Source organism: Neolewinella persica DSM 23188, from assembly GCF_000373105.1.
Lineage (GTDB): Bacteria > Bacteroidota > Bacteroidia > Chitinophagales > Saprospiraceae > Neolewinella > Neolewinella persica.
In genome coordinates this window covers 274,265-300,770 of the sequence record NZ_KB890414.1, presented here as the reverse complement: position 1 = coordinate 300,770, position 26,506 = coordinate 274,265, and the positions used below count along the sequence as shown (strand labels likewise).

At 51.7% G+C, this 26,506-nt stretch carries 21 protein-coding genes; 12 read left to right on the top strand and 9 right to left on the bottom strand.

Annotated features, from left to right (window positions below; genetic code table 11):
- Positions 1 to 6: 6 nt before the first annotated feature.
- From B036_RS27795 to B036_RS0102740, 7 genes are all read left to right on the top strand, one after another.
- Positions 7 to 1,977 (top strand): OmpA family protein, encoded by a 1,971-nt coding sequence (locus tag B036_RS27795; protein ID WP_020567161.1) that lies wholly within the window; start codon positions 7 to 9, stop codon positions 1,975 to 1,977.
- Between the two features lie 165 nt (positions 1,978 to 2,142).
- The gene (locus B036_RS27790) at positions 2,143 to 2,835 is read left to right on the top strand and encodes a hypothetical protein (RefSeq protein ID WP_020567160.1); all 693 of its coding nucleotides are present in this window, start codon (positions 2,143 to 2,145) and stop codon (positions 2,833 to 2,835) included.
- A gap of 3 nt (positions 2,836 to 2,838) precedes the next feature.
- Positions 2,839 to 3,798: a M14 family metallopeptidase gene (locus tag B036_RS27785; RefSeq protein WP_020567159.1), complete on the top strand. Its 960-nt coding sequence runs from the start codon at positions 2,839 to 2,841 to the stop codon at positions 3,796 to 3,798.
- A 234-nt stretch (positions 3,799 to 4,032) separates the two neighbouring features.
- Complete coding sequence (gene nadD, locus B036_RS0102755) at positions 4,033 to 4,614, top strand: nicotinate (nicotinamide) nucleotide adenylyltransferase (RefSeq protein ID WP_020567158.1); 582 nt, start codon at positions 4,033 to 4,035, stop codon at positions 4,612 to 4,614.
- Positions 4,615 to 4,644: 30 nt separating this feature from the next.
- Complete coding sequence (locus tag B036_RS0102750; RefSeq protein WP_083926110.1) at positions 4,645 to 6,114, top strand: ArnT family glycosyltransferase; 1,470 nt, start codon at positions 4,645 to 4,647, stop codon at positions 6,112 to 6,114.
- Positions 6,115 to 6,210: 96 nt separating this feature from the next.
- Positions 6,211 to 6,693 (top strand): DUF1440 domain-containing protein, encoded by a 483-nt coding sequence (locus B036_RS0102745; protein ID WP_026231614.1) that lies wholly within the window; start codon positions 6,211 to 6,213, stop codon positions 6,691 to 6,693.
- A gap of 150 nt (positions 6,694 to 6,843) precedes the next feature.
- A complete protein-coding gene (locus B036_RS0102740; protein WP_020567155.1) occupies positions 6,844 to 8,718 on the top strand; it encodes an ABC-F family ATP-binding cassette domain-containing protein in 1,875 nt (624 codons plus the stop codon).
- A 46-nt stretch (positions 8,719 to 8,764) separates the two neighbouring features.
- Here the strand turns inward: B036_RS0102740 and B036_RS0102735 are convergent, their stop codons facing one another.
- Positions 8,765 to 9,796 (bottom strand): hypothetical protein, encoded by a 1,032-nt coding sequence (locus B036_RS0102735; protein WP_020567154.1) that lies wholly within the window; start codon positions 9,794 to 9,796, stop codon positions 8,765 to 8,767.
- Between the two features lie 314 nt (positions 9,797 to 10,110).
- Between B036_RS0102735 and B036_RS0102730 the strand changes: the two genes are divergently transcribed.
- Positions 10,111 to 12,531: a T9SS type B sorting domain-containing protein gene (locus B036_RS0102730; RefSeq protein ID WP_020567153.1), complete on the top strand. Its 2,421-nt coding sequence runs from the start codon at positions 10,111 to 10,113 to the stop codon at positions 12,529 to 12,531.
- A gap of 40 nt (positions 12,532 to 12,571) precedes the next feature.
- Here the strand turns inward: B036_RS0102730 and B036_RS0102725 are convergent, their stop codons facing one another.
- From B036_RS0102725 to tgt, 4 genes are all read right to left on the bottom strand, one after another.
- Positions 12,572 to 13,474, bottom strand: coding sequence for an NAD-dependent epimerase/dehydratase family protein (locus tag B036_RS0102725; RefSeq protein WP_020567152.1), 903 nt, complete (start codon positions 13,472 to 13,474; stop codon positions 12,572 to 12,574).
- Between the two features lie 19 nt (positions 13,475 to 13,493).
- On the bottom strand, positions 13,494 to 14,033 hold the full coding sequence (locus B036_RS0102720) for a hypothetical protein (RefSeq protein ID WP_020567151.1): 540 nt from the start codon (positions 14,031 to 14,033) through the stop codon (positions 13,494 to 13,496).
- Entirely contained in the window at positions 14,020 to 14,499 is a 480-nt protein-coding gene (locus tag B036_RS0102715) for a GNAT family N-acetyltransferase (protein WP_020567150.1), read from the bottom strand. Before B036_RS0102715 ends, B036_RS0102720 begins: the two co-directional genes overlap by 14 nt.
- Before the next feature lie 1,004 nt (positions 14,500 to 15,503).
- The gene (gene tgt / locus B036_RS0102700; protein ID WP_026231613.1) at positions 15,504 to 16,637 is read right to left on the bottom strand and encodes a tRNA guanosine(34) transglycosylase Tgt; all 1,134 of its coding nucleotides are present in this window, start codon (positions 16,635 to 16,637) and stop codon (positions 15,504 to 15,506) included.
- Positions 16,638 to 16,915: 278 nt separating this feature from the next.
- Here tgt and B036_RS0102695 point away from each other — a divergent pair, with 278 nt between their 5' ends.
- Positions 16,916 to 17,680, top strand: a complete 765-nt coding sequence (locus B036_RS0102695; protein WP_020567146.1) for a segregation and condensation protein A — start codon at positions 16,916 to 16,918, stop codon at positions 17,678 to 17,680.
- A 146-nt stretch (positions 17,681 to 17,826) separates the two neighbouring features.
- On the opposite strand, the gene B036_RS0102690 is transcribed toward B036_RS0102695, so the two are convergent.
- The 3 genes from B036_RS0102690 to era form a co-directional block, all read right to left on the bottom strand.
- The gene (locus B036_RS0102690) at positions 17,827 to 19,443 is read right to left on the bottom strand and encodes a CotH kinase family protein (RefSeq protein WP_026231612.1); all 1,617 of its coding nucleotides are present in this window, start codon (positions 19,441 to 19,443) and stop codon (positions 17,827 to 17,829) included.
- Between the two features lie 224 nt (positions 19,444 to 19,667).
- Positions 19,668 to 20,063: a Co2+/Mg2+ efflux protein ApaG gene (gene apaG / locus B036_RS0102685; protein ID WP_020567144.1), complete on the bottom strand. Its 396-nt coding sequence runs from the start codon at positions 20,061 to 20,063 to the stop codon at positions 19,668 to 19,670.
- A 155-nt stretch (positions 20,064 to 20,218) separates the two neighbouring features.
- Positions 20,219 to 21,115 carry a GTPase Era gene (gene era / locus B036_RS0102680; protein WP_026231611.1) on the bottom strand — a complete coding sequence of 299 codons (897 nt, stop codon included), beginning with the start codon at positions 21,113 to 21,115 and terminating at the stop codon, positions 20,219 to 20,221.
- A 411-nt stretch (positions 21,116 to 21,526) separates the two neighbouring features.
- Here era and B036_RS0102675 point away from each other — a divergent pair, with 411 nt between their 5' ends.
- The 3 genes from B036_RS0102675 to B036_RS0102665 all read left to right on the top strand — a co-directional run bounded on the left by B036_RS0102675 (position 21,527) and on the right by B036_RS0102665 (position 24,036).
- The gene (locus tag B036_RS0102675; protein ID WP_020567142.1) at positions 21,527 to 22,777 is read left to right on the top strand and encodes a CinA family nicotinamide mononucleotide deamidase-related protein; all 1,251 of its coding nucleotides are present in this window, start codon (positions 21,527 to 21,529) and stop codon (positions 22,775 to 22,777) included.
- 68 nt (positions 22,778 to 22,845) lie between these two features.
- Positions 22,846 to 23,301 carry a hypothetical protein gene (locus B036_RS0102670; protein ID WP_020567141.1) on the top strand — a complete coding sequence of 152 codons (456 nt, stop codon included), beginning with the start codon at positions 22,846 to 22,848 and terminating at the stop codon, positions 23,299 to 23,301.
- Between the two features lie 54 nt (positions 23,302 to 23,355).
- Positions 23,356 to 24,036 carry a rhomboid family intramembrane serine protease gene (locus tag B036_RS0102665; protein WP_020567140.1) on the top strand — a complete coding sequence of 227 codons (681 nt, stop codon included), beginning with the start codon at positions 23,356 to 23,358 and terminating at the stop codon, positions 24,034 to 24,036.
- A 103-nt stretch (positions 24,037 to 24,139) separates the two neighbouring features.
- On the opposite strand, the gene B036_RS0102660 is transcribed toward B036_RS0102665, so the two are convergent.
- Positions 24,140 to 26,212 (bottom strand): T9SS type A sorting domain-containing protein, encoded by a 2,073-nt coding sequence (locus B036_RS0102660; protein WP_020567139.1) that lies wholly within the window; start codon positions 26,210 to 26,212, stop codon positions 24,140 to 24,142.
- Between the last annotated feature and the right edge of the window lie 294 nt (positions 26,213 to 26,506).

The window sequence follows — 26,506 nt, the reverse complement described above, 5'->3', positions numbered from 1 at the left end:
AACAAAATGATGCCGGTGTCCTTTCTTCGAACAACTCTATACCTGATTTTACTTGTCGCCTATGCTGGTTGCGCTATTGCTCAACCTGGTAATTCTGGTACGGCTTCGCTAAAGAAAAAAGAGCAGAAGGTACTCGCCGAAGCCCGCTCGGAGCTCAATCTGGGGAAGTTTGAACAGGCCACTCAAATGCTCAACGGTTTAATTGACCGGAACCCGGCAATGACCGATTTGTACTATCTCCGGGCCATGAGTAACGACGGTGCTGGGAAACTAACCGCTGCCATTAGTGATCTACGGAAAGGAATGAGTTTTAGCCCTGAAGATCAGGGGCGGGCGCAGAAGGAACTGGGAGATATATTAATGAAGGATGGGCAATTTGACGAAGCCATTATGGCTTATCAGGCCTATCAGACTTCCTTATCCGGTAGTACCCGGCCGGAGCGGCTGGAAAAGGCAGGTGAGCTGGTGGAAAAAGCGCGTGTCGCCAAAGCATTGGCGGAAAGACCTGTCCCCTTTGCGCCGGTTCCGGTGCCAGGAGGAATTAATACGAAGGAACACCTGGAATACTTCCCTAACCTCAGTGTTGACGGTAAACGAATGATCCTAACCCGTAGGGTAGATGGAAATCAGGAAGACTTTTACCTGAGTGAACGCCAGGAGGACGGCAGCTGGTCCGTCGCCCAACCACTGGATGGGGTAAATACGGAGTTCAACGAAGGGGCTCAAACGATTACCGCAGATGGCACTTATCTGGTGTTCACGGTTTGCAACCGCCCCGACGGGGCGGGCAGCTGCGACCTCTACTTTGCCGAAAAAGAGGAAGTCGGCTGGACGCGAGCCCAAAATCTCGGGCCAACCATCAACACCCGGGATTACGAGGCGCAGCCCAGCATATCGGCCGACGGGCAGCTGTTGTTTTTCAGCAGCAACCGCCCCGGTGGGCGGGGGAACACCGATCTCTACGTCAGCGGAAGATTGCCCAATGGTAGTTGGTCGGCACCAGTAAACCTCGGTGCGACCATCAACACGCTGGGTAGGGACCAGTACCCTTTTTGGGCGGCTGATGGAAAGACCCTGTTTTTTACCAGTAGTGGNCACCCAGGCTTAGGAGGAGATGATTTGTTCCGCGCAGAATTACAACCAGACAATGCCTGGGGGAAGCCGCTCAATCTTGGCTACCCCATCAATACTGCCGGAGATGAAACGAACCTCTTCGTTGCACTGGGCGGAAGCACCGCGTACTTCAGCAAAGGTCTTCGAGACCCGGAAACGGGCAAAATTGACGTTGACATTTATCAATTCGATTTGCCAGAAGAACTCCGGCCAGCATCGGCCACTTACGCAGAGGCCCGGATAACGGACGCAAAAACTGGTAAGCGCCTGGCTGCGACCGTCCGCTTGCGCCCGACGGATCAATCTGCTCCCGCAACGATCCGTCGTACGGGAGGGGATGGCTATTTTCTCACCGTACTTCCCGCCGGCAAAGACTATGCTTTGACGGTGGATGAGCCCGGTTACCTGTTCTACTCCAAACGCTTTTCCCTTGCGGAAGGCTTCACCCAAACGGATCCTTATCAACTCGAGATCGCTCTGGAACCGATTGCCGAAGCCGTAGCTACGGGCGGAACCGAAGCTGATGGCTCGACGGCCTTCAAGAACGTCCTTTTTGAAAGCGGCAGTACTACTCTGTTACCGGTCTCCTTTGATGAACTCGACCGGCTGGCCGAATTGTTGACCAAGGTTGATGCACTTCGAGTAGAGATCGGGGGACACACCGATGATGTCGGCGGCGATGCCACCAACTTACAACTGAGCGAAGGGCGGGCAGCCTCCGTGAAATCTTACCTCATCGAACAGGGGATCGACGAAAACAGAATCACCACCACCGGCTACGGGGAGAGCAAACCAGTAGCTCCCAACGATACCGAAGAAGGGCGGGCAAAAAACCGACGGACTACGTTTAAACTGGAAGAATAGGAATTCAACGATCCCCTTCGCTGCTTTTTAATTTTTTGTTTGCACCTGCGATCGCGCCGGAAAAAAGTCAAAAAGTCAGGGAGTCAAACAATCAGGTGACAACAGGTTGACTATCTGTCTCCCTGACTATGGGACTGTTTGATTCCCTGACTCTATCTTTGCGGCATGGATAATCCAATGACCGAGCTGACTGTCCCGGCACCACCTAAGAAATGGTGGGCTTTAGCCCTGAGCGGACTTTTTCACCCCTTGCTGATCCCCACCTACATGTATGTGTTACTGATGGTGGTGAACCCTTTTCTGTTCGGTTCTAATGATTTTGGTAACGAACGTGCCGTCCTGACCCTGGTGATGATGGTTTTGTATACCGCAGTAATTCCGATGATATCAATCTTACTGATGGTAGCCCTCAACATGGTCGGTAGCGTTATGATGGCCGAGAAAACGGAAAGGATAGGGCCATTGCTGCTGGTGATGGTCCTCTATTTTTGGGTCTATTATAACTTGAGTCAGAGTAATGACGTGCCGACAATTTTTTCCGCCTTCTTATTGGGGGTGGTCATTGCTTTGGCGGGAGCATTTGTCATTAACGTAATGGACAAGATCAGTTTGCATACGGTTGGAATGGGAGGCCTGGTGGGAATGCTGATGATAACAATGGGGCTTTTTGGTGCCAACGGTATTACTATTGGAGGAATGACCGTAGGACTTGGGTTGATGTTACTTACGGGCGTCTTATTGGCAGGCATGGTGGGAACTGCTCGTTTGGCGCTTGGCGCACATGACACCGTTCAGGTATATTCAGGTTACATTGTTGGGTTCGTGGCCCAGTTGGTCGCGTTGAAATTCTATTTTTAACCCATGAAAAAAATTGCGGAATCAGAACGAATAATTGGTCATTACCGGGGCGCCGAAGCAGGGCCATTAGTGGTGGCCATTGGTGGCATTCACGGTAATGAGCCGGCGGGCGTACTTGCGCTGGAGCGATTGTTTGATATGCTGGAGGATGAACCGAGGATCAATCCTGGCTTCAACTTTAAAGGCGATCTCCTGGCCCTGCGTGGTAACCTGGAAGCGCTGGCCGTAGGAAAACGATTTATTGACACTGACCTCAATCGTATTTGGCGACCACTGGATGGCGGTCCTGAAATGATCATTACCTCCGAAGACCGCGAACTTCATGAACTACTGGCCGCGATTGAAACAGCCGTGGAAGAAGCGCCCTTGAGTGAGCTTGTTTTACTGGATTTACATACCACTACTGCCTCCGGTGGGATTTTCGCCATCACCGGAGACGACGCGCCCAGCCTTTCTCTGGCTGCGGAAATGGCCGTTCCGGTCATCAAGGGTATGCTCAGTGGTTTGCAGGGGACAACTCTCCATTATTTTCGGGGGGACCACTTTCCCACCAACCTGCCCGTCCGGGCCGTGTCCTTTGAGGCCGGGAGCCATGATGATCCGGTCTCGGTTGACCTCAGCCTGGCTGCAACCGTTAATTTACTCCGTGCGCTCGGCTGCGTCAGGGAAGAGGATGTCAATACCTATCATGATGATCGGCTGCGCCAAAGCGCCAACAACCTGCCGCGTCTGACGGAGCTCGTCTATGTCCACCATGTTTCACATGACGGAAGTGACGGTTTCCGGATGAACACCGGCTACCGGAATTTCCATCCCGTTACAAAAGGAGACATTATTGCTAAGGATAATAACGGAGATATTGCCGTGCCGGCGGATGGTTACCTCCTAATGCCACTGTACCAGCAGCAGGGAGACGAAGGGTTCTTCATTGTCCGGGATTATGTGTTTACCTCGGCGTTTTGACGGAGCATTCACTGAAACCTTAGCAGATTCGCAATTAGACCCTAGGCTAGCGCGCATCATCCGCCAATACGTCTGTCTCGATGCCTGCCTGAAAAACCGCTAAGGTGTTAGTAAAACGATTTCTCATCGGAGACGTTGAGTAGCGTGCGAAGAATCGCGTTACGAACTCCTTCGAGGTGTATATATTGAAGTGGGGTAAGTAAATTGGGTGCCCTACCAACCAGACTCCCTATCATGTCAAAGCGCAAAACAGGCCTCTTTTTCGGCTCTTTCAACCCGGTCCATATCGGGCACATGATCATTGCCAATTATATGGTGACCAGGACGGAACTTGACGAAGTATGGCTGGTCGTTAGTCCACAAAACCCCTTTAAAAAGGCGGGGAGCCTGGCTCGCGATCACGACCGTCTGGCCCTGGTGAAACTGGCCATTGGCGATACACCGGGGCTGCGGGCCAGTAATGTTGAGTTCGACATGCCCAAACCCTCTTATACCATTGATACGCTGGCAGTTTTGCGGGACAAGTATCCGGACCGCGAGTTCAGCCTCATCATGGGTGGGGATAACCTGCCGACTTTGCCGAAGTGGAAAAACTCGGATATATTGCTCCGGGATTACGATATCCACGTCTATAACCGGCCGGGCCACCCGGCTGGAGAACTGGCCGATCACCCCCGGATCACCCTCCATGACGCCCCGCTGATGCACCTGTCAGCTACCTACATCCGGCAGTCCATTAAAGCGGGATACGGTGTGAAGTACCTGGTGCCGGATGCCGTGGCGGAGGAACTGGAGTTGAGTGGGATGTATAAGTAGGTCACATTGCCTGAACCATCATACACTTCAATGTTATATAACCCCGTAGCGAGCATTACGATACTTTTGCTTTTAGCCTGGTGCCTTTGGAGCATTCGTCAGGGGTATGTTAAAGACCAGCAAGATCGAAGCTTCTGGCCAATTTTGCTACTTGCGGCTGTTATCCTTGTCTATATGTCTGCTGACAGCGGCTTGCACGACTGGGATGAGCGCTACCACGCTTTGGTGAGTAAAAATATCGGGCAAAACTGGTGGAAGCCAATTCTTTTTAGCGATCCCGTTTTAGTAGCGGACCCGCACAACTGGTCATTAGGGCATGTATGGCTGCACAAGCAACCATTTGCGCTTTGGTGCATGGCATTGAGCCTGAAACTATTTGGTGCTTCAGCCTATGCCGTCAGGCTACCGTCATTGATATTTACCCTTTTAGCCGTTTTTTGTACCTACCGGATCGGCTGCCTGTTGTTCAGTAAACGAGTGGCATTAGTAGCCGCTTTTTTCCATGGCTCTAATGGCTTAGTAATGGAAATTGCCAGTGGGCGAATTTCAACGGATCATGTAGATGCGATTTTTATTGCTCTGGTCGAATGTTCCATACTGTTTGGTCTGATCTATCAAAAAAGTAAGCAAGGACATTTTTTGCTTTTCACAGGCATTTTTTGTGGGTTGGCGATCTTAACAAAGTGGTTGACTGGCTTACTGGTTTTGCCCGTTATTGGGTATTTTTTGCTGCACAATAACGAGCCTTTGGTCGGAGTAGTGAAGAAAGTGAGCTTTGCTTTTATAGTGGCACTTTTAGTCTTTATGCCTTGGCAGCTATTTATTTCTACTCATTATCCGGAAGTTTCCAGCATTGAATATGCCTACAATCGGCTGCACCTGACTAAGGCAATTGAAGGCCACGAAGGGCCTGTATGGTATTATATGGATAGCCTGCGGATGGTGCTGGGAGAAACTTTATTGTTGGTTTTTATTTTGATTGGGGTCCGCTATTATGAACAACGCTCCGCTAAACTTGGGATACTTTTTGTCTGGATACTAATCCCACTGCTATTTTTCTCTTTTGCCGCCACGAAAATGAAGGGCTATATGCTCATTGCCTACCCCGCCCTTTTTATACTGATGGGACTTGCACTTGAAGAGCTGTTTCAGTTTTGGTGTCGGGCCAATGGAGTGAAAAGATTTTTTGTATCGGTAGCGATGGGCGCGATTTTGCTGCTTCCTGTTCGTTACGGTATCGAACGGATAAAGTTGTTTGAAGACCGGATGAGTGTACAAGAATGGCAGGTCGAAAGGCAGCAATTCTGTGAACTATCAACAAGTTTCACCAAGCGTCCATTGATTTTTTCTGATGATAAATATGTCCAGTCGATGTTTATGTGTGAGCAGGTGGTGGCCTATCCTTTTGCCTTTCTTCCCGAACATTTGGAACAAATTGACACGGTTCGCTACCGGGTGTTCATAGTAGACAATGGACGTATTGTGCCGATTGATTTTTAAGAGATTCGTGCCCAGTACTGGAAGAAGCATCAGTAGGGCGCGGCCGCAGGTGCAAAGGATTCGTAGCGGGGCAAGGTGAACAACTGACCCTCGTCTATGCTTTTATCTGAAAAAGTCATGATTCCCTCTAACCTGCCCAAAACCCTTTTTGCTGGCCTGCTGGCCGGCGTAGCCGCCACTGCCGCCAAGACCATGTGGGAAGAGCACTTCCCCGTTCGCGACAAAGAGACCCCCACACCGCCGGCAATCCTCGCCAACCGGATCAGCCAACAAGCCGGCCGGGGTGCGCTGACGGACGAGGAAATTACTGCGGCCGAAACCGCCATCCACGTCGCCTTCGGTGTTGGAACAGGAGTGCTTTACGGTGCGCTGGCGGAGGAAGTGCCGGAAATGACCGCCGGCTTCGGGCTGATGTTCGGTACTGCTTTTTGGGCAGGGACCCACGGCTCCGTCGTGCCCGGTCTGAAATTGGAACCTTATCCGACGGAGGTGGAACCTCGCAGCTACGCCGTCAACGAGTACCTCGGCCACCTGGTGTACGGGATGACACTGGAGGCGGTACGAAGGGTGATGAGGTGAGAGGCGAGGACTCGGACTACAAGTCCTCGACCTTACGTCTGTGCCAAAAACCCTCGTTGTATCTTCGCCGCCGATAAAAAACGAGCGAAGCGGGCATCCTCCTTGCGGTAGCCCAATGCACCAAATTATCAACGAACCAAATTACCAACTGTGGTCTACCTAGAACTCACCGACGTTTCCAAAATCTACGGCGAAAAAGTCCTTTTTGACAAGGTAAGCCTGCAGGTGGCGAAGAACACCAAGGTGGCCCTGGTGGCTAAGAACGGCACCGGGAAATCAACCCTGCTGCGCGTTGCCGCAGGCATCGACCTGCCGGAAGGGTTGGGTTCGAAGCTCTACGTCCACAAAGAGGCGCGGATGGCTTATTTGTCGCAGGACCCCGACTTCGGCGAAAACGCCTCGGTGATGGACGCCGTCTTCGATTCTGACAACGATATGGTTCGCGCCGTGCGCGACTACGAGGAAGCCCTCAGCCGAACCGATAACCCCAACCGTCTCGCAGCTGCCCTCAGCAAGATGGACGAGCTGCAGGCATGGGACATCGAAGCCCGCATCAAAGAAGTCCTCTTTAAGCTCAATATCGAAAACTTCGACCAGAAGGTGAGCACGCTATCCGGCGGACAGCGCAAACGCGTTGCCCTGGCCAAGCTCATCATTGATGAGCCAGACCTCATCATCATGGATGAGCCGACCAACCACCTCGACCTCGACATGATCGAATGGCTGGAAGAATGGCTTCAGAGTACCAACCTGACCCTGCTGATGGTAACGCACGATCGTTACTTCCTTGAACGGGTCTGTAACCGAATCATCGAACTGGACGGCGGAGACATCTACCACTATACTGGCAACTACTCTGAATTTCTGGAGAAGAAAGCGATGCGGGAAGAAACCGAATCGGCAGAACTCGCAAAGGACAAAAAACGGCTGAAGAAGGAACTTGAATGGGTCCGTCGGATGCCCAGCGGGCGGGGTACGAAGGCCAAGAGTCGTATGAGTGCTTATGACGACCTTAAGGGGAAAGTTGGCGGTTTCCGCCAGGAAGAAGAACTCACGATCGAGATTAAGGGCCAGCGGCTGGGAGGGAAGATCCTGGAAGCACACAACATCGGTAAATCCTACGGAGAGAAGGAGTTGGTCCGGGGCTTCAGCTATAAATTTCAGAAAGGGGAACGAGCCGGTATTGTTGGTAAAAACGGCGCTGGTAAGTCTACCTTACTTCATATGCTGACTAAGGAGTTGGAACCGGATACGGGGAAGGTCGTCCACGGTACTAACACACACTTCGGCTACTACACCCAGGACGGCATCAAACTGGACAACGACAAGCGGGTGATCGAGGTCATTCGTGAAATTGCCGAATTTATTCCGCTGGCAAAGGGTTTAAAGCTAACGGCCCGGGGGCTGCTTGAACGGTTTATGTTCAATTCCAAGCAGCAGCAGGTGTACGTCAGCCAGCTAAGCGGCGGCGAAAAACGCCGCCTGTACCTGCTGACCATTTTGATGAAGAACCCCAACTTCCTCATCCTTGATGAGCCGACGAACGATCTCGACATCATGACGCTCAACGTATTGGAGGAATTTCTGATGGACTTCCCCGGCTGTGTGCTTATCGTGTCTCACGACCGGTTCTTCCTGGACAAGATCTGCCAACACCTCTTCATTTTTGAAGAGAACGGTAACCTCCGGGACTGGAATGGTTTGTACACGGAGTACCGCGAACAACGAAAAATTGAACTGGCGGAGGAGAAGGCGGTCCTTGCTGAACAAACGTCCAGGGCACCTGCGGCCGCGCCAAAAAAAGAAGAGCCTCAGGAACAAATTTCTCAGGAACAACGCAAGGCCATCCGCCGGATAGAAGGCCAACTTAAAAAGCTGGAAGAGGCTAAGGCCAAAATCAACAAACAGTTTTTGGACCCAACGGGTATGAACCCGGAGAAGATCGCTGACCTCGGCCGTGAACTGAACGAGCTGAACGAACAGATTGAGGAGAAGGAAATGGAGTGGATGGAGTTGGTTGGGTAGCTATTTGTCTATTGGTACCAACAGACCAATATGACCAATAGTCCAATCATCCCAAACTCTGATGGAATTCCTTCTCCAAAGCCAGTCGCAAATGCGCCTGTAATATCTCTCCCATTCGCTCGCATTTGCTAAACCTGGTGGTCCCGTGGTGTTCGTTGAGTTCCTCCCGTAACTGCCTGGTTTTCTCCGGGGAGGAGACAACGTCTTCAGAAATGATTTTGAGGAGGTCACGGACCCGGCGGTTACCCACCTTGATTCTATTACCAATGAGGGTGCGTTCTTCAAGCTGATACTGGCGCACGGCTTTCGCATCCATATGCTCAATGCCGAGGAATACGATGGGGTTATTCTCCTTGAAGTACTGCGGCAGGTAGAATGATTTTTTGCCTTCGTAGCATTGCTGATCGAAGTCAATGGCGCGGAACCGGAATTGGCTGCCTTCGATATCGGGCGTAATATTGATCACGTAATTGTAGGCACGCATGTCGCCCAGCAGGCGGACGAAACAACGCTCGTTGAATTTGACGAATTCTTTTGCCATCCTGATCTGGTTGAAGGTTGTATCCTCTAGTTTAGAAGTGAAAAAATCGTCTCCCGGAATTCCGGCGATGTGTTCCTCGATCAGGGTGGGGCCATCAATGAGATAACGAACTTTTTCGGGACTGAGGAGCTCCTCCAGTTCCAGGCCATAAACGCGGTTGGCGTCTGATTTTTTAACGTAGAAGTGATCGTAATTATCGTTTAGCCGGTTGATGATCCGGATGCGGAAGGGCCGGGTATTGCCAAAGAGGCAATAGTCTATCCTGGCTACTTCGAGGTGTTCCAGGGCACTGAAATCTCCCCCCATATTCAGCATGGCATAGATCTGGCACAGGCCTTTCATAATGAAATCACGCTCATGTTCGTCGTAATAGATTGTTTGCCATAGCGTGTCCTGACCTGCGTGGTTAAGCAGGTCGACGCTTTGAGAGAAGCGGTCCAGGTCTTCGTATTGCAGTGGCAATTTTAGCTCCCGGCGATGCTTGCGCAGGTAGTCGCGCAACGGGGGGCGGACGGGGATGATCACTTTTTTCTTCATCGTGGGTCTAAGGTAAGAACTGCAACTTAACCGAGGGGGTGAGTCGTTGAGTTGGTGAGTGGCTGAGTTAGCTGCCACAAGTACCGTTCGCGGCGCTACGCTTGCTCACCCAAGGCGAATGAGCGTAGCGAAATGAGTGGTAGCAACTCAGTAACTCAGCAACTCGCTAACTCAGCTACTAAGATTTACGTTATGTTGTTTTAGGCCTCAATTTCCTTCGCGGGGGATTGGGGCCTTTTTGATATGGGTAAACCTAAAGACAATATTTTGAGTTACACCCACGATATTTTGTTAAATACCTATTAACCAGCGTAATGAAAGTACTGACCATTTTTTGGTGCTTCCTCATTTGGGGGGCAGTGAACGCACAAACGGTTTTCGTAAAGGACTATGATCTGGGGCAATCGGAAGATTACCGTGAAGCAATATTGCTGCCGACCGGTGAAACCATAATGGCCGGAGTAATCGTGGATGAAGACCTGGGGCTGATGTCCCGCGAAAGAGCGGTTATTATGAGACTCGATGCTGCCGGAGAGCCAATTCTGGAAGCCGATTTTCTAGACGTACCCGAAACAGACGTTAGGGCCCTGGCCCCCCGGCCAGGTGGTGGTTTCTATTGTTTGGTAGGACAAAGGGACGCTACCGGAGATAAAGCGTGGACGGTTTACGAGGCAGACACGAACGGAGCACTTTCTGCCATTAATAGCGGGGGACGCCCACCGGAGAATTGGTCAATGGACGATATGGTCGTCGCGGAAAACGAAGACATCATTATTGCCGGAACTTCCACTACTTCTTTTGGCGGACCGGGAGTCATTATTAGGTTTGACCGGTTGGGGAACATCGTCTACCAAAGTGGATTCGATATCCCCGGTGCCCGGAACTTTCAAGTGACCGATATCGTGAACGACGGCGAAGGAGGCCAAGTCATCTCCGGTGAATGTATCGTAGGGACTGACCAATTTGAACTGTTTACGCTTAAAATTGACGCGACCGGAGAGGTTATCTGGAGTAAGCGCTATCAGATCATGGACGCCCGGCTATTTTCGCGTGCTAAAACTCGTCTGCTCGTTAATGCTGAAGGAGCCATCTTTATCACCCGTGATGTCTTTACGACCTCTGGGGAATCGGGTGCGGTCATCCTCAAGCTAACTACCACCGGAGAGCTGCTTGGCACTCGGATCTCCTATCATGAGAGCATATTTTCGAGTTTTGGAGATGTCCTCCTGGAACCCGACGGGACACTGCTGATGGTCGTAGATAATGGAATTGGAGAGACAAAATTCATACGACTCGGGTCGGACTTGGAAGTCCTCGATAGTCGTATTTTCGGAACGGGGCAATTCTCTGGCATACAACGGATTTTGAGGAGGGAGAACGGAGCAGGATATTTGCTTGCAGGAAGGATGAGTAGTTGTTCTTTCGAGCGAAGAACGGATATGCGGCTGATCAGCCTGGACAGCGACCTGAGTTTTGGCCCGGATGCCTGCCAGTCAACAGAGGTGGCCAGTGAGGTCCTCCCCATCAGTGTTGGGGCTGAAGATGATGGCATTACCACTTTCGTCAGTTCCCGAAGCCTCGTAGTCGGCTCCTTTGACCGTTTGCCCGTCGACCGGTTGGCGTGGGGTTGTGATTTTGTGCGTCCCGAAACCATCAACACTATAGTTCCCTGTAACGAAGACGTGCTGAGCGTGAACTTCCTGGCCGATGGCCAGGTATTTCCGCCAGATGGTAACCTGCCAGGTCTGATCGTTGAACTGACCGACCCCAACGATCCCGGTCGGCTTTCCCTGCCGGATAGCTTCGGTATAGTGCCTCCCATCTTCCAGAATGACCGCCGTGTGCAGTACTCCCGACTTAACAGTACTGATCCCTTCAGTATCGCAGAAGCGCTATCCGCCGTTACTTATTCCGCTCCGGACGTAACGGCCCTAAATGGGCCGCACCAGGTACGCGTCACGGTACCAGCCTGCGGGGTTACGGAGATCAGGTTTTATACTTTCAACGTAGAGACAGCGCCTCCAGTACCAAGGCTGTCTCCGGGTTTCGATACCACGATCTGTCTGCCCGGTAGCCTCCAACTAACCGCAACGCCCTATCCCCGTACGGCTTATGCCTGGAATACCGGGGTAACGGATAATCAAATAACGGTTGATACTCCAGGTGCCTATAGCGTATCGACCAGTAACCGCTGCGGGGCGGATACGGCCACTTTTAACGTGATGACGGCTTCTCCGGATTCACTGGTGGAGCAGGTCGAAAACCTGGCGTTCTGCCTGGGAGATAGTGTACGTTTTGTCCCTGATGTCGACAACGAAACCAGCCTCGTATGGGAGGATGGTTTCGCCGGGACAACGCGGATTTTTTCCGCTCCCGGGCAATTTACGTTGCTGACGTCCAATGGCTGCTTTGAGGCCACTACGACCGTAAATGTTGTGGGGGAAAGCTGCTGCAAAGTATACGTACCCAACGCTTTTTCCCCGAATGAGGACGGGGTCAACGATCGCTTTGGCGCTTTTCCCGGCATGGATAATTGTAGCCTCGTGGAGAACCTGGAGCTGAGGGTCTTTAATCGCTGGGGCGGATTGGTTTACGAAGGGGACGGCAGAACCGGCTGGGACGGCTACGGACCAGACAGACAGCCGGCAAATGCCGGCCCGTACGTTTTCCAGTTGTGGTACTTCGACGGCCAGAACCTGGTAGAGCGCTCCGGTAATGTTCAGCTGCTGCGTTAATGCCTTTATAAACGTTGTTATAGGCCCGCGAAACAAACCATCATTCCCCCGTCACGTACTTCCGCCAGTTGTGTTGTTCCTTAAACCCCAGCACCTCCAGGATCTTCCGGTTGGAGTACAGCGCTTCGTGCTCGCCCAGCTCACGCGTAATCGGTACCCCGGGAAAGAACCGTTCCGCCAATTCTTTGCTGGGGATGATCGCCCCGTTGTGGTCGTTGCCGGCATTGAAGACCTGATAGCCGAGGCCATCTTTTTGCAGGCACAGGTCGACGATTTGCCCCAAATCCCGCGCATCGATGTAGCAAAAGGCATTTCTGCGGCGCACTTCAGGGTGCTTGAAGTAATGCGGAAATAACTCTGCGTACTCATGCGGCTCAATCACGTTGCCGATCCGCAAGGCATAAATGTCTGCCCCCGACCGCCGCTGAAAACTGCGGGCCGTCTTCTCGTTCACCACTTTCGACAGGCCATAGCTGTCCATGGGGTCAACGTCGTAATCTTCTTCCAGCGTCAAAGAGTTGGGATTGGTTTTGCCATCCGAAAAACAGATGCCGTAGGTAGTTTCTGACGAAGCAATTATGATCTTCCTGATGCCCAGTTTAACGGCTGCCTCAATCACGTTGTAGGTGCCGATGGTATTGACCCGAAAGGTTTCGTTGTCTGGTTGGAGCAAAATCCTGGGAACGGCAGCAAAATGCACTACGGCATCGAATTTGGGGACGCCGGTTCCCGGTTCCAACTCGTCGAACCCGGCGTACGCACTCATGGCGTTGAACATCTGCCCGGAGTCGGTGATGTCAGCGATCAGGTTGTCTACACCGGGATGGTCCAGCGGCACCAGATCTACGTTCAGCACACGATGACCTTGCTCCAGGAGGTAGGGGATGACGTGTTTTCCGGCTTTGCCGGAGCCGCCGGTGAAGAGGATTCTTTTTGTTGGCATTGGAGGATACGGGTTTTCGCTAAGCGCTTAATTTTAGCGGATTTTCAACCTTGTTCGCTTCATGTAGCATCTTCTCATGATCAGTTTTGATTTTGAATTCCAACTCTTTTGAGAATATTCTCCACCAATAAAAAGCAGGGATTTCTTTACTGCTATGAGTCTCTAGTCTGTACATCAAGTCAATGTTGGGGCTTTCCCTTTGATTGATCAATCGACTTAACTTTGTTTTATGAATGCCTAGATTACGTGCAACATCTGCGTTACTCCTTCTGGTTATCTTGAGGTATTTCTTTAACTGACTTGAAAAGGAGAAGGCATTATCATACTTGTCGGTTTCAAAATATTTTTTGAGACGCAATTTGAAGGCAAACAAATCTAGAGAAATCAGCTCTTCATCAGACATTGACTTAAGTCTTTCAAATCTTAGCTTAAGAAATTCTTCTCTTATTTCCTGCTGTTCTTCTTTGGATGATTCCACACTGAAGATGTAAGAATCTGCCAATTCTTCATCAGTGTACTTTTTCTTCAGCTCTTTGTATACTTCTTCACGCTTCTTCATCGAACAAGTAATTTTGAATTAGAAATTTTGCTGACGCTCCTTCAACAGCTAACAAACGTCCAAACTGGCGGAACCCATACTTTCCTTCGTATAAATCGATCAGTTCCGTTTTAGGTTGTAAAGATAAAAAGCCATAGTACCCTCTGTTAAAGGCAACTTGGCAACCAAAGGCAAGTAAACAACCAGCTATGTTCTCAATCGTCTTTGCTTTACCTCTTTGGTCTCCAGAGGTCTCGATCAAATTAAGATGGATTCGATACTCTTCTGGATGATCAATCAAAGACATAAGACCTATTATCTCATCTTCTGAATCAAGTAGGAATATCTTGTAGACTTCATTCTCAGATTCTACTTTCCAGTCAAACTTAAAATTTGGAGATTTCTTTATCCACTTATAATCTGACTTGACGACTTTATCAATCGAGGATTTTAGCGTTTCACCTGACTTCCTGTTCTTTAGCGGCATGTTCTATTCTTGCTGACCAAAGATAAGCATTTGTTTATGAATTAAATAAACAAATTGCAAATTTGATAACTTTTTCCCGCGCGCGATCTTGTTTATTAAAGAGGTTTAGTCCACTTGAACTATATCAGAATTATTCGGATTGAACCGCCAAAGACTACCGGCTGTCTGAGGACTAGACGTTCTTGACAAGCTGTCAATTTGCTTTTCGCTAAAGTATCTCATGTTGAAAATCGGACAATGGTTGTTAGGGTTCAGACTATCATAGGTAATTATGAATTTGTCTCCTACTTCGGCCTGGCGATTTATCCCTCTTATGCTTCCTTCGTAAGTTGTATTGTCAATGCGATACAAGTATTTTACATAGCTTTTTGTGTGAGACTTATTGCTTTTGGTAATAATGCAACTAGAAAACGAGTTTTGATTGTTCTTCCTGAACAGAATAAAAGTAACATATGCGATAATTACTATAACGACTAGCACCTTTTCTACTTTCTTCATGATTGATTTGTGATGAGTTTCTACTGAAACGCGAAGGTGTCCTAATATTTTTAATCTATCTCAAAACTTAGTAATTTCTCAAACAGTGTTACCTCTTTATGTAGATATTCTAGCCCGCACTCAATAGTCTCAACCGATTCGGCGGAGGGATCAATAAATTTAATAAGGACAGTCTTGGAGGGGGTGGTTTCGAACCGAATTCTCGGCTGATCAGTTCTTAATCCGTATTTGGACGATCTCGAAATAATTAACTTGTACATTGAAGTACCGTACCTGAATTCGTTGACATATCCTAATACCCCAAGGATGGATAGAATTCTGATACATGTAGCTAAATGACCTATAAGGCTACCCTCTTTTTGGGCATAAGCGTGGGTCATTTGATAAGAATAATGGCCCAGTACTTCAAAATAAGTTTTGGCAAATAATCCTTCACTCATCGTTGTGTTAATTTGAAGCTTTGATCTTTAGAAATGAGTGTTAAGGCATGGCCTGCTTGTTATCCCCTACAACTTCCGCACCACCCCCGCCAAAACTCCTGCCTTCCAAACCCCAAAATCCCCCAGCATAATACGCTCCCGAGCCTCCCTAACCAGCGCCAGGTAAAACGCCAAATTATGCAGCGTAGCAATTTGCGGCCCCAGTAACTCATTCACCCGAAACAAGTGGTGCAAATAAGCCTTGGTGTGGGCCTGCGAAGTGGGCGCGCCATCCGGCCGCGCATCGATGAGGGAGAAGTCGTTGCGCCAACGCGCGTTTTTGATGTTGATGATGCCATCACGGGTGTACAGCACACCGTGTCGGCCATTGCGGCTGGGGAGAACGCAGTCGAACATATCCACCCCCCGGCTGATGCACTCGATGATGTTGGCGGGGGTACCGACGCCCATCAGGTAGCGGGGTTTTTCCTTTGGGAGGATGTCGCAGCAGAGCTGACTGATGCGGTACATGTCTTCAATGGGTTCGCCGACGGAGAGGCCGCCGATGGCGTTGCCCGGCTGGTCCTGGCTGGCGATGAACTCGCAGGACTTGGTCCGCAGGTCATCGTAGCTGCTGCCCTGGACGATGGGGAACAGCGCCTGGGAGTGGCCGTATTTGGAAGCGGAGTCCTTCATGAATTGCACGCAACGCTCGAGCCAGCGGTGGGTCAGGTGCATGCTGTTCTCGGCGTATTTCCGATCAGAAGGGTAGGGTGGGCATTCGTCGAAGGCCATCACGATGTCGGCACCGATGCTCCGCTGGATGCCGAGGCTGCTTTCGGGGCTGAACAGGTGCCGCGAGCCATCGATGTGGCTGGCAAAAGTGGCGCCCTCTTCGGTGATCTTGCGCCGGTGGGCGAGGCTGAACACCTGGTAACCACCGCTGTCGGTCAGAATCGGGCCGTCCCAGTTCATGAATTTATGCAGGCCACCGGCAGCTTCCATCGTTTCCATCCCCGGCCGGAGGTAGAGGTGGTAGGTGTTGCCGAGGATGATTTTAGCTTTTACCTGCTCTTTCAGCTCTTGCTGGTGGACACCTTTAACCGTCCCAATCGTACCCACGGGCATGAAGATCGGTGTTGGAATTTCGCCGTGATCGGTGGTAACGGTACCGGCGCGAGCGGAGGTTTTGGTGTCGGTGTGGTGGAGTTGAAATTTCATGCGCCGCAAAGGTAAGTTGGTATTTTGGGTGGTGGTATTTTCGGCGGGGCTTTTTCGGGCGACGGCGCGCGGGTGCAGAGTGAGTTGGTGAAGGGCTGAGTCACTGAGTTGCTCCGCCGTTACCACTCATTTCGCTACGCTCATTCGCCTCGGGTGAGCAAGCGCAGCGCAGCGAACGGTATTTGCGGTAGCAACTCAGTGACTCACGAACTCGGTAACTCACCCTGCATCCTGCGTCCGCGCCTAAAAATTATCCCCCCTAACCTATCTTCGCGCTCATGTCCAGCTATACCATCAAGCTCCCCCAATTCGAGGGCCCGTTCGACTTGCTCCTCTTCTTCATTGAAAGGGATGAACTGGACATTTACGATATCCCGATTTCCGAGGTTACCAATGACTTTTTGGCCTACATGCGGCAGGCCGAGCAGATGGACATTGACCTGGCCAGCGAATTCGTCCTCGTAGCCGCCACCCTTTGCCGCATCAAGGCCAAAATGCTGATCCCCCGCAAACCGGTGGATGAAGAAGGCAACGAAATTGATCCCCGGGAAGAACTTGTCGCCAGATTGCTGGAATACAAGCGGTATAAGTCTGTTTTGGCCGAACTGCGCGAACTGGAGACCACCCGGAATATGCGGAATTACCGGGGCAACATCACCGCTGAACTCGCCCAGATTGCTACCCGTGCGTTGGTCGACGTAGAGCTGGAAAGTGTCACCTTATTTAAACTCCTCAAGGCGTACGAACGGATGCTCACCCGCATGGAGGAGGACAATAACCGACCGGCCATTCATGAGATCGCTCAGTTTAGTTATACGGTGGAAGAGCAGCAGGTACGGATCATGGATATGATCGGCGCCGTCCAGTTCGGAAAGCCACGTCCCAGCTTTACCGACATATTCGGCGTCTGTAAAACCCGAATTCACGCCATTGTTACTTTTCTGGGCCTTTTAGAGTTGCTTAATGCGCGCTCCATTCGGTTGATCGCCGGTGAGGGCGTTAATAATTTTTGGCTGGAGCCGGGACGAACGGAGGAGGAATAGAAGCGCGGAGCGCTTTTTAGTAAGTAGTGGATAGGTAGGTAGTGCTACCGCAGGGGGATGCTGATTTCGTTCGTATGGCTACTATTTTTTCAACGTACTTTGTTCGTACGAGCGAAGCGAGCAGAAACGTGCGACAGCACTACCCACTATCTACGAACCACCTTCCCCGTAACGATCTGTCCACCTTCCTTCCTGGCCTGCAGGAGGTAGATCCCTGCTGGGAAGGGGCTTAAATCAATACTTATACCCTCCGGCAGGCGGTCGTTGCTGAACATCAATCGGCCGAAAGTGTCGTAGACACGGACGTCGAACAACTCCCCGCTAATTTCGGAGAGGATGCGGATTCGGCCGTCGGTAGGGTTGGGTTGGATGGACAGTCCTGGGGTTGGGGTGTCCGGTGTACGCGTAGGGGTAAGCGACCAGATGGTTTGGTCCATCCAGCTGACCCGGCCCTGGATCCAGTTTTTCAGGTAATCTATTTCTGCCTCGTAGGATTCACCCACGAATTCGTTTGGCCACACCCGTTCGCCAATCACGGGCCAGCGCTCGAAATTTCTTGCGGGGGCATCGTCCATGGCCACTACGAAGGAGTCGATGGTGGCGTTCAGGCGTTCGTCGGAGAACTCCGCAGCGCGGAGTTCATTCCACCGGTCTCCGAGTAACTCGATGAAATCGGGGTCTTCCCGCAGGCGGTCCCACCAGAAGGGGAGTTGCCAGAAATCGCTGGGGCAGTTGATGCCGAAGTTGTAGCCCCAACCCCGGTTGGCACCGCCGCCACAATAATTGGCGTTGCCGAAGGCGAGGTTGAAGTCCCAAACCGGCCCCATGTGTAGCCGCCCGCCTTCGTCTTCCCGATCTTTGTACATAAAAGAACTCAGGCGGTAGCCGTCGACGTTCCGGCTGATCTCGTTGATGATCAGGAAGTCTACGAAAGAGCGTAGGTCGACAAAGCGGCGGTAGCCGCGATCAGGATCCCGGAAATCATCACCGGCAAGTACGTTTTCAAAATTCCGCATCCAGCTCTTGATGTAACTGCGCTGGGCAAACGTAATGTCTTCAGGCTTCGGGTAGTGGTACAGGAAGCGGATGCTTTGTTCTTCCTCCGTGTCGGCATTATACTCGGACTCGAAGAGTACTTCAAAGTCCCCGTTCTCTCCCGTGAATTTATCGAGCTTAAGGATGTAGCCCCCGGTCAGTGCGTCACCGGCGGTATCCTCCGGTGTCAGCTTTTTAATGTCTACGCGGTTCTTATCCCGTTTGATCTTCTCCGTAAATAAGTAGACACCACGGTAATCGTTGTTAATGACCAACTCTACCATCCTGACCCTGGGAGCATAGTCCATGATCTGTCCGGCCCAGTGATAGGCGAGAGCAGACCGTATGAGGCTCTTGTCGGAATAAGGGCCGTGCAATACCCAGTCTTCTTCTTCCGGAAAGCCGAGCAGGGCTACCTGGCGGTCTTCTCCGGCCGCCGTCCGGGTTTCCAGGCCATAACCTATTTTGGGGAATATGGACTGCGAGGTCGAGCCCCGGCCTTCAATACCCACGTAGCCGTCGTATTCATTCCAGGCATCAGCCAGCGCATTGCGCTGCCCCGAACCATTATCGATGATGCCCATACGCGCCAAAATCTTTGGCTCGTCCCGAATAGTATCCTCGCCCGTATCAATGATGATGATGGGTAAGGAGGAAGAAAAATTATCCTGGGCAAAGGAGGAGGCTGCGGCGCATAGCAACAGGCAAAGAAGTACACTTTTTGACATTTCCGAGTAGACTTTGAGAAACCTCTAAGGTACGGCGGCTTGGGAGAAATAACGGCTGTGGGATGTTTTGGCTGCTACGCAGCATGGCTTCTCACAGGGGGTAGCTCAGAGGGAGGCACGGAGGTAACACAACTGTAGTTGGAAGAATAAGAAACGTTAAGTCTCTACGAAGGATGAGAGCATTCCCTTGCGAAAGCACTACCCACTACTAAAGCCGGAGGCGCTTAATTCAATATCTCTGGTGCCAGGTGTAAAAACTTAGGCACCTCTACCTGAAACAATTCAGCATGGCCCCGTCGGTCGGTTCTTTTCATGACATAACTGCCACGCATGGCCCCAATGGGCGTTTGAAATTGAACCCAGCTGGTATACTCGTGATGTTGTCCTGGCTGAATGACGGGCTGCTGGCCCACAACTCCCTCTCCTTCCACCAGCCGACGATCGCCAGTGGCATCAATCACCTCCCAGGCCCGGCTTAATAGTTGAATCGCACGGGGTCCGTTGTTCTCGATCCGAATCCGGTAAGCATACACGTACTGGCGTTTGGTCGGTTCACTGTACTGACGCTGGAAAACGCTTTCCGCACTTACGGTAACTTCCTGTGTGGTAAGGCTAATCATGCTATCGGCTGGTTTAAGAAATTGAGTGTGAACATAAGACGAAAAGACCCAACATAGTGTTTATCAGCGTAAAGTAAAGAAAGTCCGAAATGAGGCATAATGCGTTTTTATACTCAAAAGACGCCTGTTTATCCAACGCGGACAACGGGGTATCATTATCTATCGTAGCCAAATCGTTTCAACTGATCTTCATCGTCCCGCCAATCTTCCCGGATTTTGACGTGTAATTCGAGGAAAACCTTTCGCTGCAGGAATTTCTCCATCCTTTTGCGGGCCTCTGAGCCGAGTTTTTTGATGGCACGCCCTCCCTTCCCGATGAGAATCGGTTTCTGACTTTTACGGGAAACGTAGATGATTGCACTGATGCGCGCCAGTTCTTTACCGTCCTTCGTCGTTGTGTCTTGAAACGATTCAATGTCGATTTCAACGGAATAAGGAATTTCCTGGTGATACTGTTCCAGTACCTGCTCCCGGATGATCTCGGAAACGAAAAACCGTTCGTTGCGGTTCGTCAATTGCTCGTCGGGAAAGTACTTCGGGCCTTCAGGTAATTGCTCCTTAATGGCTGCTAACAACTCGGTGACGCCGTCACCTTTCAGGGCGGAAATCATAAATACCTTCTCAGGTTTGAGCCACTTCTTGAACTGCTTTTGTAACTCTTTCAGCTTGGTTGAGCTCATCAGGTCAACCTTGTTGAACACCAGGTAAAGGGGAACTTTATTGTGACGGAACTTACCCACCAGCAAATCGTCTTCTGAGTACTCCTCCTGTGGATCTACGAGGTAAATCATCAGGTCAGCATCCTCGAAGGTGGTGTTGACGTAGCGGTTCATCATCTCCTGCATCTTGTAATGCGGGTCTTCAATTACGCCGGGCGTGTCGGAGAAGACGATCTGAAAATCTTCGCCCGTAACGATACCGAATATTCGGTGCCGGGTGGTCTGCGGCTTGGCCGTGATGATGCTCATGCGCTCGCCGATCAGGCCATTCATGAGGGTGGATTTGCCGGCGTTAGGCCGGCCGACGATGTTAACGAATCCGCTTTTGTGCATAAGCACAAAGATAGGCTTGTTGTTCCGCAAGTCTTCGAAGCTTCGCTTCTTCAACCTCGCGGAACAACAAGCTCATCTTTTCGGTGGTAAGTGAAGATCAACATTATCGCTTTCTTTTTGGCGCGAACGCAGGTGCAAGGGAAGGTTTTAAGGGCGAGGTACTTTGTCCCGAGAAAAAGGCGCAGCTCATTTAAAGCCAGGCCGGTTAATTCTGAAGGCCTCTCGGGGCGTAGCCCACTCGCCCTGAGTAATACTTAGACAATAACGGTGCTCCCCCTTGCTCCTTTATTCCCATATTTGCACCCGCGACCCCGCCCCCTGAAAATGAATGGGTGAATGATTGAATAAGAGAATAAACGCCTGATTCAGTCATTATTCCATTCTCTTATTCACCCCTTCTCTTATTCACTAATGAACGCATACATCCTAACCATCGGCGACGAAATTCTCATCGGCCAGGTAACCGACACTAACGCCACTTACATGGCCAACGCCCTGAACGACGAAGGCTACGAAGTCATCGAGCACCTGAGTGTGGCGGATACCCGCAAAGGAATTCGCAACGGGTTAGACCGTGCCCTTGCCGTGGCCGACGTAGTACTGATGACCGGTGGATTAGGGCCTACCAAAGACGACATCACCAAGAAAGTCCTGGCGGAATACGTGGGTACTGAAATGGCCTTTCATGAGGAAAGCTGGGAGCGGCTGCAAAAGATTTACAGCAGCTTTGGCAAGGAGGCCACCAAGCACCATAAAGTGCAGTGCGAGTTGCCGGCAACCGCGACGGTGCTGACAAATATGCGCGGTACGGCTCCGGGTATGTGGCTGGAGTATAAAGGTAAGATCATTGTTTCGATGCCCGGAGTACCCTACGAAATGCGCTACCTCGTCAGTCATGAAGTTATTCCCCGGCTGGTGGCCGGAAACGGTGACAGCCAGCGCCAACGGTCGCTCACCATCCTCACCGCCGGAGAAGGAGAGAGCACCATCGCCGAAAAAATTGAACCGGTAGAGGACGCTTTGCCCGGCCACATGGGCCTGGCGTATTTGCCCAACCTGGGTACGGTTCGCCTCCGGCTCACTATCCGGGGAACCGATGAGGCCGTCATGCAGGCGGAGATTAAGGAGCACCAAGGTAAAATCGAGGCCATCATTGGCCACCTCGTCTATGGGTACGGGAAGGAAGACCTCGCGCTCGCTATCCAACGCCGGATGCAGGAGCAGGAACTGACCCTGGTGACGGCAGAAAGCTGCACTGGTGGTTCCATTGCGAGTATGATTACTGCGCATCCTGGTTCCAGCGGCCACTTTAAAGGGAGCGTGGTTGCCTACGCCAATAGCGTGAAAAATAATCAGCTGGGTGTACCTGCCGGTATGATTCACAAGTACGGTGCCGTCAGTAAATTCGTTGTAGAAGCAATGGCTACCGGTGCTCGCGAGCGGTTGAATGCGGACTATGCAATTGCCACCTCCGGCGTTGCCGGACCAGGAGGCGGAACGGAGGATAAACCCGTCGGGACAATCTGGGTGGCGGTAGCCGGACCAAACGGGGTGAAATCAAAGCTGCTGCGGGCCGGTAAAGACCGGAAACGGAACATAACTTACACGGTTCACCAGGCATTGAATATGTTGCGTACTGAGTTGGATAAGGCCGGTTCGTAAATGTTGCGTAGCGACGAATGCAGTCCCGTACGTTTTCCCTTACCTTACCCCCCAACTCAACTACAACCATGCGCTACCTTCTCCTTCTTGCCTGTTTTACGCTAATTCTGGGCAGTGCCTGTAATAAAAAAGTTGCCACAACCGCCGCAAACGACACCCCCGCTACCAGCCCGGTTAAAACAATTGCTTTCGGCGCTACCGGGATGATGAAGATCGGAGAGACGTTTAAGTTGGGGGGGGCGAATATGGAGATCACTTTTGTGGAGGTGCTTTCTGATAACCGCTGCCCCCGCGGGGTCAATTGCATCCAGGCCGGGGAGGCCGTAGTTTCAATTAGGATCAACGAAAACACCCCACAGCGGATAACCATTGGTAACGATCCCAAAGCGATAGCCCGCCTGCCCATTGAGGGGGGAGCCCTCGAAATGCTGGACTTGAGCCCCTACCCCGAGGACGGTGTCCGGATTGACCCGGCACAACGTATCCTCCGTATTCGGATGGTTGCCGGAAAAACACAGCGGTAAAAGCCACTCACCTAAGCTCACCATGAAGTAGCAGCGAAGTTAATCTACCCAACTATGTTCTTTCCCATCGGTGACGACCAGGTCCACCAGGGCCACACGCCCTACTTTTCTTATGGCTTCATTGTCCTGAATGTCCTGATATTTCTCTATCAGGCTTACCTCGGCCAGGGGGCCGAAGCGCGCGATTTTATCATGGAATTCGGTTGCATTCCGGCGGAGATCGAAGCGGGACAGGATTATCACACTTTACTCACCAGCGCGTTTCTGCACGGTGGTTGGATGCACCTGATTGGAAACATGCTCTATATGTGGATCTTTGCCGACAACATCGAGGCAAGTATTGGTAATACACAATTTGCCATTTTTTACGTGTTAGGTACACTTGCGGCCAGCTTCTGCCACATCTACCTCAATACCGGGAGCCCGGTTCCTGCGGTGGGCGCCAGCGGCGCCCTCTCGGCGGTCATGGGAGCTTACATCGTGATGTTCCCCAAATCAAACATCAGGGGCTATCTGGTTTTCTTCCGGATCAACGTTCCCGCCTTCATTTTTCTTGGTTTCTGGTTCTACCAACAATCAAGTGCCGGCTACGCCAGCATGGGAGATACCAGCGGCGGTATCGCCTGGTGGGCGCATATCGGAGGTTTCGTTTTTGGCGTCCTTTGCGGCTTCTTATTCCGTACCTGGTACGGCGTACCGGTGCTGCGCGGAGAGAATGGGAGAATAAAAGGATGAGAGAATGGCTGCCGCTTCTACCACTAACAACGATTCGCTTGTTCGTCGGGTGAGTAAGCGAAGCGCTGTGAACGGCCCTCGCTGTAGCCATTCTCTCATTCCATTATTCACCCTTTACCACCCGAACCCGACCCAGCTGACCGCCCGCCGTCCAACGGACGAGGTAAACACCAGTGGGTACATCTCCAAGGCTCAGCAGTACTCGTTCCCGGCCCGGCGGTACCGTTTGCTGTTGTAGCAACCGGCCGCTGCCGTCAAATATGTCGAGGGTGGCAGCCTCGTTAACTACGGGAAGCTCCAGGGTGAAAGCACCGGTACTCGGGTTGGGGAAGGCCCTTAAGTGTAAAGCGCTAGCTGCTTCTATGCGGGGATTGCTGACCAGCAATGCCTCCAGATCATGACGAACCATGAATCCGTCGCCGGTACTGAACCAGTATCTGCCGTCGGGCGTAATGCCGCCACCGCGATAGGAAAAGCAGTTGAAGGCGATCACGTCCCAGGTAGCACCGTTGTCGCGGCTGCGGGCGACCTCACCGTTATTGCCGGAGGCAAAACGACTGACCAGTATGGAACCGTCCTGACTGCGGACGGTATAATCGTAGCCTCCATTTCGGTCAGTATCGCGGGTCCAGGTCGTTCCCCGGTCGGAGGTAACGTAGCGGGTGGACGCATCGGATACCCAGCCGTTGTCGGCGTCGATAAAGAATACGTCAACAGAATTATTGGCGGGCCCCGCGCCAACCGTCCAGGTTTGGCCACCGTCTGAAGTGGTAGCGTACTGAGACTGACGGCCGACGGCATAGCCATTGTTATTGTCGACAAAGAAAGCTGCCGTTGGCTGGAAATTATTAGCATGGGTTATAACCGACCAGGTCTGGCCCTCGTCCGTCGATTCATAAGCATGCTCTGTCCCCAGCAGGTAAATGTTGTCGTTCGGCTTACGCACAAACATGTTCGGGGTACTGACAAAGACGTTTCCGGCCAGCCAATCGGTGAAGTTGGCCCCCTGGTCGTTGGAGCGCTGTGGGTTGGCATCCGTCATCACGATCAGATCGCCATTATTCAGTACGGCTAATTCCCGGCCAACCCGGGGCATGTTCCGGGTCACCCAGTTCACGCCAGCGTCGGTAGTAACTTTTAGTTCGATGCCGCTCAGGGCGTAACCGAGGGAATTAGAAGCAAAGACAATGTCGTCAATACGGTCTTCCCGGCCGTAGGGGTCGAGTTCTTCGAAGTTCTCGAAGTCAGCAGCGGAATATAGCAGCTGGCTCTGGTTGCCAACGGTGAAAAACTCGTTGCCCCGGCGGTGGTACTTTTCGTTGATGCGTTTATTGCCGTTGTTCAGGAAATTGCTACGGGTCCAGGTGACGCCGCCGTCCCGACTTTCTAACCGCTGGGTAGTCACCTGAGCGCCGACGATGTAGGTTTCGGAAAGCGCGACCATCCAGTTGACGGACGTTAACTGGATGGTTGCGTTGAGCAGGGTCCACGTCTGTCCACCGTCAGTGGTGCCGTAGAAAAGACGGTCTCCATCGAAGATCCATCCCCGGTTGGCGTCCAGCCAGGTCTGCTCACGCACCGCCACCGGGTGGGTATAATCAACTGGCTGAAAGGAAGCGCCGGCATCAGTACTTTTAAACAATTGATTGTTGATCCAGGCCATTAGTGTTGTCGCATCCAGGACGGCGATGTCGGTATTCGGATTGCTAACGAAATCGATGGTACTCCAGGTTTGCCCGCCGTCCGTTGACCGGTCAAAAGTAATGCTGCGGTAATCGTTAATGACAATGTTTTCTGAAAGCCAGTGTAGCTGTCCGTCGCTGGTGAAGTCCGGGTAGTTTACGGCTGACCAGGAGCCGTTTGCCAGACGATGGAAACCTTCTTCGGATACGACCAACGCAGTGGCGCAACCACTTGGTGGGCAGGCGACGGATTCGATGTTGTCCTCCAGGGGGGAGGTGAAACTCGTCCACATCGCACCGGCGTTGGTGGTCCGGCGGATGACGCCACAAGTGCCGACGGCAAGGCCAACGCCGGCTTCGTCTACGTGGACATCCTGGAATTGGGTGATGAAGTCAGTGGGGAAGCTTACCGGAATATCACTTTGGGCGCGGACGCAGGTGCAAAGGAAAGCAGTAAGGAGCAAGGGGAAGACGAAGTTGAATTTTGGGCACATAGATTGGTGGTTTTAAAAAGGGACGAAGCAAAAGGGAGTATTCCATAAATTTAAGGAAAAAAGTGAGGCGGCTGGTTTTTCCGCTAGAGCCTGGTCCAGGGAAGGTTAAGGCCAGCGCGTTGAGCAGATGATTACCTGAGGGGCTTGTGTTTGTGCCGCCCCGGACTTCGGCCACTGTGTGAGCCAGCATAAGGGCTTACTTAGGCTAAAGGCCGCGAGAGCATGGATTTGCTACCACAAAGCGTCCTTTCTGCTCTTTTTCTATCACATATTACCATAAGTCAGGGGTTGGTT

Bases quoted from the DNA above. Each gene is read 5' to 3' on its own strand.
- B036_RS27790 (WP_020567160.1), top strand. From the start codon at position 2,143: ATGGATAATCCAATGACCGAGCTGACTGTCCCGGCACCACCTAAGAAA.
- B036_RS27785 (WP_020567159.1), top strand. From the start codon at position 2,839: ATGAAAAAAATTGCGGAATCAGAACGAATAATTGGTCATTACCGGGGC.
- nadD (WP_020567158.1), top strand. From the start codon at position 4,033: ATGTCAAAGCGCAAAACAGGCCTCTTTTTCGGCTCTTTCAACCCGGTC.
- B036_RS0102750 (WP_083926110.1), top strand. From the start codon at position 4,645: ATGTTATATAACCCCGTAGCGAGCATTACGATACTTTTGCTTTTAGCC.
- B036_RS0102745 (WP_026231614.1), top strand. From the start codon at position 6,211: ATGCTTTTATCTGAAAAAGTCATGATTCCCTCTAACCTGCCCAAAACC.
- B036_RS0102735 (WP_020567154.1), bottom strand. From the start codon at position 9,796: ATGAAGAAAAAAGTGATCATCCCCGTCCGCCCCCCGTTGCGCGACTAC.
- B036_RS0102730 (WP_020567153.1), top strand. From the start codon at position 10,111: ATGAAAGTACTGACCATTTTTTGGTGCTTCCTCATTTGGGGGGCAGTG.
- B036_RS0102725 (WP_020567152.1), bottom strand. From the start codon at position 13,474: ATGCCAACAAAAAGAATCCTCTTCACCGGCGGCTCCGGCAAAGCCGGA.
- B036_RS0102720 (WP_020567151.1), bottom strand. From the start codon at position 14,033: ATGAAGAAGCGTGAAGAAGTATACAAAGAGCTGAAGAAAAAGTACACT.
- B036_RS0102715 (WP_020567150.1), bottom strand. From the start codon at position 14,499: ATGCCGCTAAAGAACAGGAAGTCAGGTGAAACGCTAAAATCCTCGATT.
- tgt (WP_026231613.1), bottom strand. From the start codon at position 16,637: ATGAAATTTCAACTCCACCACACCGACACCAAAACCTCCGCTCGCGCC.
- B036_RS0102695 (WP_020567146.1), top strand. From the start codon at position 16,916: ATGTCCAGCTATACCATCAAGCTCCCCCAATTCGAGGGCCCGTTCGAC.
- B036_RS0102690 (WP_026231612.1), bottom strand. From the start codon at position 19,443: ATGTCAAAAAGTGTACTTCTTTGCCTGTTGCTATGCGCCGCAGCCTCC.
- apaG (WP_020567144.1), bottom strand. From the start codon at position 20,063: ATGATTAGCCTTACCACACAGGAAGTTACCGTAAGTGCGGAAAGCGTT.
- era (WP_026231611.1), bottom strand. From the start codon at position 21,115: ATGCACAAAAGCGGATTCGTTAACATCGTCGGCCGGCCTAACGCCGGC.
- B036_RS0102675 (WP_020567142.1), top strand. From the start codon at position 21,527: ATGAACGCATACATCCTAACCATCGGCGACGAAATTCTCATCGGCCAG.
- B036_RS0102670 (WP_020567141.1), top strand. From the start codon at position 22,846: ATGCGCTACCTTCTCCTTCTTGCCTGTTTTACGCTAATTCTGGGCAGT.
- B036_RS0102665 (WP_020567140.1), top strand. From the start codon at position 23,356: ATGTTCTTTCCCATCGGTGACGACCAGGTCCACCAGGGCCACACGCCC.
- B036_RS0102660 (WP_020567139.1), bottom strand. From the start codon at position 26,212: ATGTGCCCAAAATTCAACTTCGTCTTCCCCTTGCTCCTTACTGCTTTC.